General features: G+C 67.8%; 2 protein-coding genes. One reads left to right on the forward strand and one right to left on the reverse strand.

Translation table 11 applies throughout. From position 1 onward, the window contains the following. Positions 1–437 precede the first annotated feature (437 nt). Positions 438–869: a hypothetical protein gene (locus WA805_RS26955; protein WP_422286366.1), complete on the forward strand. Its 432-nt coding sequence runs from the start codon at positions 438–440 to the stop codon at positions 867–869. Positions 870–937: 68 nt separating this feature from the next. On the opposite strand, the gene WA805_RS26960 is transcribed toward WA805_RS26955, so the two are convergent. After that, on the reverse strand, positions 938–1,834 hold the full coding sequence (locus WA805_RS26960) for an MBL fold metallo-hydrolase (RefSeq protein ID WP_422340296.1): 897 nt from the start codon (positions 1,832–1,834) through the stop codon (positions 938–940). Positions 1,835–2,021: the final 187 nt, after the last annotated feature.

The following is a 2,021-nucleotide window of genomic DNA, read 5'->3' on the forward strand; positions in this document are numbered from 1 at the left end:
CTGACCGAGGACGCGTTCGACAACGCCACCAAGGTCATCCTCAACCAGGACTTCGTCTCCGGCCTGACCCAGCCCGCGAAGCTCCTCGACTACTTCCCCTACCTCGCCCCGCCGCCGGAAAGCTGAACCCGGCAGCGGGACCGTCGCTCAGGCTCCACGCCTTTGCGCAGTAACCGAGCTAACCCCACAATCGAGTGGTGGGTGTTTGGTCAGTCAGCCTGAGTGATCTACGATTTGATCGCTGCCGTTCCGTGGGAGGAACGTGATGAGTAACAAGGCACACCTCCACCCTCATCGAAAGAAACGGCAAGCGAGCCTGGCTACCGGGCTACTCTTGGTGATTCTCCTCATCGCGCTCGTCGCCCTCGCAACCGCCATGGTGGCGAGCGGTCACGTCATGCCCACTGGGAGGATTATTCCGTTACGCGGAGGCCGTTGTGCTCGGCCTTCACGGCATCCCGGCGGACTATCCGGGGGTCGTCCCGCTGATCCCCGACGCGGCCGAGGCAGGCTACCGCGCGCTGCGCGACCGCGGCTTCTACCCCATCAACCACGTCCTCGTCGTCCGCGACGAGCTGCTCGCGGAGCACCCGGACCTGGCCGCCGACCTGTTCGCCGCCTACGCGGACGCGAAGAAGCGCTACGTCGCCGATCTCGCCGAAGGATTCGTCGCCGACCCGGGCCCGACGGACCGCATGTACGCGCGGGTCATGCAGATCACCAGCGCGGACCCGCTCCCCTACGGCATCGCGCCGAACCGGGCCATGATCGACCAGCTCATCAGGTACGCCGTCGACCAGCAGATCCTGACCAGCCCGGTCGCCGCGGAAGACCTGTTCCCCGACAGCACGCACCACCTGACCGCCTGAGCCAGGCCAGCAAGCCGGCCCGCTGGACAAGCGGCGTGTGCGGTTACACGCCGATGTCCGCCGGCGGATCAGAGCCAGGAGCTGAGGATGATCTTGCGGATGTCTTCTTCGGGGTGGTCGCGGACGCCGTAGACCACGCTGGCACCGATCCACAGGATCATCCGCCCGAGATGGTCCGGGTATCTCTCGATCTTGGCGTTGAAGAAACCGGTCGCGGTGTTCTCGGTGCGCAGCAGGTCGTCCGCGTCGTCGAGGTACTGCCGGGTTTCCGCGATCGTCCGCCCGGCGTCGTCGTCGAGCTCCTTGTTCTGGTGGCCGCAGACGATATGCCGCGGCTGCAGCGCCTCTACCGTGTCGATCGCGGCCCGCCAGGGCCCGAGGCCGCCGACGATCGCGCGCTGGGCGAGATACATGTGGACGCCGTTGTAGATCACGTCCCCGGCGACGACAAGCCCGAGGTCCGGGACGTGCAGGACGGTGCTGTCCGCGCTGTCGGTGTCACCGGTCTCGACGATCACGAGGTCGTGTCCTTCGAGCGTGAAGCGGTTGCCGGGGACTGTCACCGCGGTGACGGGCGCGGGCGGGATCAGCCCCGGGTACAGCTTGTCCCACAGCACCGGCCGCGTAGCGGCGCTCGCCCGCATCTGCCCGATCGTGCCCGCGGAGGCGACGACACGGGCCCCGAACCGGTCGGCCAGCAGCCCGGCGGCGAACCAGTGATCGCCGTGGCCGTGGGTGATGAAGATGTCCGTCAGGTTCCGGCCCTTGCCCTCGACCCAGTCGCCGACCGCACGCGCCTGTTCGGCCGTCAGCCCCGGGTCCGTCAGCACCGCCTCCTCGCTGCCGTAGATCAGCGTGCTGGCCTGCGGGGAGAACCGCTTCGGCTCTCCGTTCGGCAGCAGGCCGTCCTGTGGCGGCGGGTCGTTGACGAGTACGTCGTAGGCGAGATTCCCGGACAGGGTCATGCTTCTACTGTCCCCCTCCAGGCGGCCCGGCGCACCAGTGGGAACACGGGTGCCGGCGCGAGGCTACGAACGGCAGCACCTGGTCACTGCTGTCGTCACTCTGCGACCCCGTCCACCACGACCCGCCCGCACCGCCGGGTGACTCACCAGCCGGGTTCCAGCGTCAAACCCGTGCACTATCCCGAAC

The organism is Trebonia sp., assembly GCF_049794275.1.
Taxonomy (GTDB): domain Bacteria; phylum Actinomycetota; class Actinomycetes; order Streptosporangiales; family Streptosporangiaceae; genus Trebonia.